At 57.6% G+C, this 6,244-nt stretch carries 7 protein-coding genes; 3 read left to right on the top strand and 4 right to left on the bottom strand.

The features are described from left to right. Window positions 1-522: 522 nt before the first annotated feature. On the top strand, window positions 523-1,407 hold the full coding sequence (locus BC440_RS08555; protein ID WP_139192092.1) for a DUF3800 domain-containing protein: 885 nt from the start codon (window positions 523-525) through the stop codon (window positions 1,405-1,407). Window positions 1,408-1,548: 141 nt separating this feature from the next. Here the strand turns inward: BC440_RS08555 and BC440_RS08560 are convergent, their stop codons facing one another. Further along, window positions 1,549-2,949 carry an ATP-binding protein gene (locus BC440_RS08560; RefSeq protein ID WP_051682119.1) on the bottom strand — a complete coding sequence of 467 codons (1,401 nt, stop codon included), beginning with the start codon at window positions 2,947-2,949 and terminating at the stop codon, window positions 1,549-1,551. Window positions 2,950-2,958: 9 nt separating this feature from the next. Continuing rightward, the gene (locus BC440_RS08565; RefSeq protein WP_071239865.1) at window positions 2,959-3,630 is read right to left on the bottom strand and encodes a response regulator transcription factor; all 672 of its coding nucleotides are present in this window, start codon (window positions 3,628-3,630) and stop codon (window positions 2,959-2,961) included. Between the two features lie 187 nt (window positions 3,631-3,817). Between BC440_RS08565 and BC440_RS08570 the strand changes: the two genes are divergently transcribed. Next, window positions 3,818-4,123 (top strand): PepSY domain-containing protein, encoded by a 306-nt coding sequence (locus BC440_RS08570; protein WP_071239861.1) that lies wholly within the window; start codon window positions 3,818-3,820, stop codon window positions 4,121-4,123. Between the two features lie 120 nt (window positions 4,124-4,243). Next, window positions 4,244-4,777, top strand: a complete 534-nt coding sequence (locus BC440_RS08575; protein WP_071239862.1) for a cytochrome b/b6 domain-containing protein — start codon at window positions 4,244-4,246, stop codon at window positions 4,775-4,777. Window positions 4,778-4,910: 133 nt separating this feature from the next. Here BC440_RS08575 and BC440_RS08580 read toward each other — a convergent pair whose 3' ends face one another. Together BC440_RS08580 and BC440_RS08585 are read right to left on the bottom strand one after the other, a co-directional pair. Next, window positions 4,911-5,471, bottom strand: a complete 561-nt coding sequence (locus BC440_RS08580) for a sugar O-acetyltransferase (protein WP_071239863.1) — start codon at window positions 5,469-5,471, stop codon at window positions 4,911-4,913. 177 nt (window positions 5,472-5,648) lie between these two features. After that, the gene (locus BC440_RS08585) at window positions 5,649-6,119 is read right to left on the bottom strand and encodes a hypothetical protein (RefSeq protein WP_083379326.1); all 471 of its coding nucleotides are present in this window, start codon (window positions 6,117-6,119) and stop codon (window positions 5,649-5,651) included. Between the last annotated feature and the right edge of the window lie 125 nt (window positions 6,120-6,244).

Genomic DNA, 6,244 nt, shown 5'->3' on the forward strand with positions numbered 1-6,244 from the left:
CGCCAGCCCGGCCCCGAATGTCCCACCCGTCGGCACATACCCGACCTTCGCTCCGCCCAGACGCGCACGCCCAAAAATCGTCACCCCCGCGCCATATGCGCGGCTTTCGCGCATATACACTTGACCCGTGCCGCCCATCACCAAAATATAATCAATGATCAAAAAAGGTGGAGGCATCCGCAATGACCCCGAAGCCCCCGAAATCCGCTTTCCCGCGTCGAAAGGCTCCGGCAGCAGGAAATTCTCATGACCTCCCCCCAACCGATCAGCTATGGGACAGCTTCTTTGACACGCAAAGCGTCTCGGATGATTTCATGAGAACCCGCAACCAGCCGAAGATGGAAGAATGTTAAAAGCTGAGTAACCTCACAAAGGAACTGAATTTCCATCCCCCCCAACCTTCGTCCAGAACCTGTCGATGTTGCCTGACTAAAAATTTGCACAACACACCCCGTATGTGATCCAATCCGGCGTGCATTTCAAAGGGATATACAACGCCCCATTGCAGGAAAGGGTCGCGTCTTGAGCTGGTTGCTCTTCATGGACGAAAGTGGTCATGACCATCGCAACATGCCGATGGAGGTTCGCGGCGGCGTCGCCATTCATGCAAGTCGTATCTGGGATTTTGTCCGTGATTTCCATCAGGCCGAACTGGACTGTTTCGGGGTGCGTCTTGCGGAATACAGCAAAGAAATCAAAGGCAGCAAATTACTTGATCTCAAACGGGTCAAATGGGCGGAGGCCTCCGCCACGCTTGATGCCAATATCCGCCACAACGGGGTAAGGCGCTTTCTCACAAAGGGACTGCAAAAAGAAAGTCCCGCAGCACGTGATTTTGCGGCCTACGGCCAAGCCAGCATCCTTATGGCACATGCGATCTTTGATCTTTTGCACAAACATAGTGCAAAGATCTTTGCCAGCCTGATCCCGTGCGGGGCCAAGCCGCCAAAGGATTATCAATATCCCCATTTCCTGCGCAAAGATCATATCTTTTTGCAGGAACGCTTCTTCTACTTTCTGGAAATGGAACAGCAACACGGCCTGTTCGTCATGGACCAGACCGAGAAGGCAAATGACAGGCGGTTTGTCCGAAAGCTCCAGGATTATTACCTGAAAACCGCAGCGGGCCGACACAGAACACGCTGGATCGTTCCCGCCCCGCTATTTGTTGATTCGGAAATGTCGCCCGGCGTTCAGGCAGCAGATCTTTGTTTGTATTGCATCAATTGGGGATTTCGCCTGCCCGAATGGTCTTTTAACGGACCACAACGCGACGACATCGCAACCGGCTTCGCCCCGCGCTGTCACGCTCTGCAATTTTCAGGGGACGGATATCGCGACGGCAAGGCCTTCAAAACCTACGGAATTTTTTACGTTCCCGATCCGTACACTGCCCGCGACAAATAAAAAAGGAGGTAAAGCCCCGAATAATCATCCCTCAAGGCTATCGCCAAGCGGACCATCTTCGGGCCGAACCTCCAGCATCAAAATGGCACCGGCCCTGCCCTTTGTCAATATGAACCGGCTTGCACAGCAGCCCCCGCCCCCTCAACTCTGATGCAACCGCAACTCCGCCATAAAACCATCCGGCTTGCCGGGGCGCGGGGAATGGAGCGTTAATTCCCCATTGATATTGCCAACGATGGTTTTGACAATCGAAAGGCCAAGCCCCGCCCCGCTGGCCTTGGTATTGGATCGTTTGAACCGCGATGTCAGGTCATCAAGGTCTTCGGGCCGCACCGCATCGCCCGCGTTCGAAACCCTGACCGTGTCGCTGCCAATCACTTCCACCATCACCTTTTCCTGATCGCTGCCATGTTTAAGCGCGTTTTCAATCAGGTTGCGCATGCAGATCGCAAAGGCATCGTGATCGATATTGGCCGAAAGCGCGGTTGCCGATCTGGCGTCAAAGGCGATGCGCCCCGCGCCATCGGCCACCCGTTCCAGATCATCAATCACAAGCCCCAGTGTCGCGCCCAGTTTCTGGTTTTCCCCGGTCGGGCTGGTGCCGACCCCGGCCTCGGCCCGGGCCAGTTGCAAAAGCTTTTCTGATAGCCGCGACAACCGTTTAAGGCTTTCCTCGGTCTGCCGGGCCCGGATGCGCCCCGGATGGTCTTCGGGCAGTTCGAGCACAAGCCTTTGCGTCTGCGCCAATGCCGCGGCAATCGGGGTGCGCAATTCATGCGCGCTATGCGCGGTAAAGGTCCGCTCGGCACTCAATGCGGCATCAAGCTTTTCCATCAGCCGGTTGACGGCGGTGACGATGGTGCTGATTTCCTCGGGCGCATCGTCGAGTTCAAGGGGCTGCAAATTACCCTCGCCACGTTCCTCAATTGCATCGCGGACGCGCAGCACCGGGCTTAACCCCCGCCGGAGTGCTACGATCACCCCGATAATCACCGCCGGGATCAGCAGCACAATCGGCAGGAACTGCGCCATCACGCTTTCAAAAAGCGCCTCGCGCCGGTGTTCAAGCGGCTCTGCCACCTGAATGATCCGCGTGCCCCCCAGAAGGACGGCGGTATAAATGCGGAAATCCTGCTCGTTATAAAATCCTTCGATCAGGGGCGCTTCAAACGGATTTTCCTGCGCGTTATAGGACCGCAGCAAAAGCCCGCCCCCGCCCTCGCGCACCTGATACATCAGGTAATCCTCGCCAAGTTCCTCGTCCCCGTCGCCATCCCCGTGATCTTCGGTGCGGATTTCGCCCTTGGCCGGGCTTGGCAGCACTTCCTGCGCACTCCCGCCATCATGGCGTTGCAGATAATCATCAATCAGCGGCGCATAGCGATAGGCCGTGGTGACAAGGCTGTTATCGAACGCTTCCTGCATTTCGTGATACATGCTGTAACCGGCCAGAACCGACCCCGCCAGCCAGAAAACACTGACCGTCACCGTCAATCGCCGGGCGAGCATGAATTGCAGGCTGTTTTTGGCCATCTTGCTCATAAGCTCGGATCATCCTTCAATGCGATAACCAACGCCGCGCACGGTATGGATCACCGCCTTGCCCAGCTTGCGCCGCAGGCGGCTGACATAAACCTCGACCGTGTTGCTTTCGATTTCCGCGCCAAATTCATAAAGCGCTTCTTCAAGCTGTGCTTTGGATAATGTCGCCCCTGGACGGCGCAGCAATTGATCCAGCAACGCCCATTCCCGCGATGTCAGATCGGTCTGCTGCCCGTCAATCACAACCGACCGGCTGGCAAGATCAACCTCGATCGCACCGCCGTTATCCCCCGAAAGCCGGATCAACGGGTTGGGATTGCCCGAATAACGCCGGGCGACGGCAAGCAACCGTGCCGAAAGCTCATGCAAATCAAACGGCTTGACCAGATAATCATCCGCCCCGGCATTCAGCCCGGCAATCCGGTCTGAAATCTGGTCCTGCGCGGTCAGGATGATGCACGGCGTCACACTGCCCGCCCGCCGCAGGGCGCGCAAAAGATCAATCCCCTTGCCATCGGGCAGGTTCAGGTCAAGCAGCAGCACATCATAAGGTGTGCCGCGCAACATGATCTCGGCCTCGACCACACTTTCGGTCATGTCAACCGCATCCCCCGACGCCAGCAAATGGTCGCGCACCGCCTCGGCCAGATAACGTTCATCTTCCACCAGCAAAATCCGCATCGCGCCCCGCGTCCCCGTTTCCCGTTCGAATACGATCCCAAACCGGCAGATATGCCGTGCAAAGCTGACAACAACCTGAAGGCCGGACCAGCCCCCGTTCAGCTTCCTGTCAGCAAACCGCGGCACGATCACCCCATTCGATACGCCAACCATGACCGTTTCAACGTGATCTTAAAGGACCCCGACAATGAAAAGAATGCTTTTCCCGACTGCCTCCGCAACCGCACTGGCTTTCGCCCTTCTGGCGGGTGCCGCCCTGACCCTGCAATCCGCCCCGGCACGCGCCAGCGATGATCTGTGCAACGTCCCCAAAGCCGAATGGCAGCCGATGGAAAACCTTGAGGCCAAGCTGACGGCCGATGGCTGGACCATCAAGAAAATCAAAACCGAAGACGGCTGCTACGAAGTTTACGCCCAAACCCCGGATGGCAAGCGGGTCGAGGCCTATTTCAACCCGAAAACCTTCGAAGCCGTCAAAACCAAAGAAGACTGATCCCACTCTTTCCAATCCGATCTTCTCGAACCGCACCCCGTTGCCCCCGCTCCGGTGATCATGATGCTCCCCACCCCGAAGATCACCGGAGCCCCCATCGCCCAAAAAGGAACCCGATCAATGCAGGTTAAAGTCTGGGACCCGCTGGTCCGTATTTTTCACTGGGGCCTGGCGGCAAGTTTCGCCCTCGCCTGGATCACCGCTGATGAATGGGATGCCCTGCATCACTGGGCCGGTTATGCCGCCGGCGGCCTGATTGCCTTTCGCCTGATCTGGGGTCTGATCGGGTCACGCTATGCCCGTTTTTCGCAATTCATCCGCCGCCCGTCGGTCGTGATGGCCTACCTTAAGGATATCATCACCGGCCGCGAAAACCGCTATATCGGCCACAACCCGGCCGGGGCGGCGATGATTATCGCCCTGATCATCGGCATGATCGGCTGTGCGCTTACCGGCTGGATGTACACAACCGACGCCTTCTGGGGGGTGGACTGGGTCGAAGAAACCCACGAATTCCTTGCCAATGCGCTGCTTGCCCTTGTGCTGGTCCATATCGGCGGGGTGCTGCTGGCAAGCCTGCGCCACCACGAAAACCTTGTCCGCGCCATGATCAATGGCCGCAAACGGGTTGCCGGGTCTGACGATATTTCCTGATCGACGAACGCGATCTCCCGAACGGCCTGAAAAATCCTTTGAAATCTTCCCTCGGATTTCGTGCCGGATACGAAGCCGAACCTTGCGGGCGGGTTTATCCCCGCCCGTTTTTTGTGCGCGGACGCTGGGCGTGTTACGCCCTATCGCCCATCACGCGTGCCGGATTGCCGACCACCGTGACACCGGGCGCGACATTTTTTGTCACCACCGCACCCGCCCCGACAATCGCATCATCGCCGATACTGACCCCGGCCAGGATGATCGCCCCGCCGCCGATCCAGACATTCCTGCCAATCGTCACCGGCAGCGCGATTTCAAGATGCTGCTTTCGAAGCTCCGGGTCCTTGTGATGCTGCGCGCAGTAAATCTGCACATTCGGGCCCAGCATTGAATGATCACCGATGATCACCGAAGCCGTATCAAGGATCGTGCAGCCGACATTGATGAACACATTCCGCCCAAGGTGGATATTGACCCCGTATGCACAATGAAACCGCGTTTCGATCCGAACGTCTTCAGCACATTCTGCAAACAGCGCACGCAGCTTCGGCGCGATATTGCCGCGCTCCGCGGGTGGCAGGATGCTGTGTTCATGCACCGCCTCATGGGCCCGTGCGCGCATGGCATCCAGTTCCGGGTCAAGGCAGCTATACCACTGCCCGGCCTTCATTTTTTCAAGCTCGCTTTGGGGCATATCGATCCGGGACGTTGTTAAGGATGGCGGGGCTCAGATTACGCCCCGCCCGCACCTCGCGCAAACAAAAGAAACCCGCATATGTGGGGGCATATGCGGGTTTTACGGCAGGTCAGATCAGGGGGGAGACGTCTTCAAACCTGCCAGTCGGGTCGTCAGGGAGGCGGCAGAAAATCGTTACTTCACGACAAGCCTGTAATTCGGCGTGGTATTAAGCGGGCAGCTATAAAGATACTCACCGGGCGTAAGCGTCACGGCATAATCCTTGGTCTTGCCCTTAAGCAACCCGCCGCCCGATACCGAAATCTTCTGGCTCAGGATCTTGTCGGTCCAGTCGTAATCCTTGTCACGCAGCCAGAAACCGACCTCGTATGGCACACCCTCATTCGCCACCCGGAAAATGTAATCACCGGGCGGCAGCGTCATCTCGCCGGCCTTTGCCACGCGCGCATCACCGCTTTCGTTATTGATCGCAACGCAATCGGCTTTCTTGGTGCTGGTGTAATGATGGTTGGTGCCCTCTGGCTCCAGAAACTGGCAGGGCACCTGCGTGATCTCGATAACCTTTGGGGCGGCCTGCGACGGGGCGGCAAACCCTGCCAGCATCGCCATCGCAATCCCGCCGCCCATAACAACCGATTTCAACATCTGCTTTCTCCGGATTGATCTTTCCATCCGGTGTACCCGCCTTTGCCCGAAACCGGAAATCAAGCCCCGATCACAGCTTGGAGAGCCACGCGAGAGGTCCCCACCGCCCCCGCCAAACCACACAC

This window comes from Thalassospira sp. MIT1004 (genome assembly GCF_001858545.1).
Taxonomy (GTDB): domain Bacteria; phylum Pseudomonadota; class Alphaproteobacteria; order Rhodospirillales; family Thalassospiraceae; genus Thalassospira; species Thalassospira xiamenensis.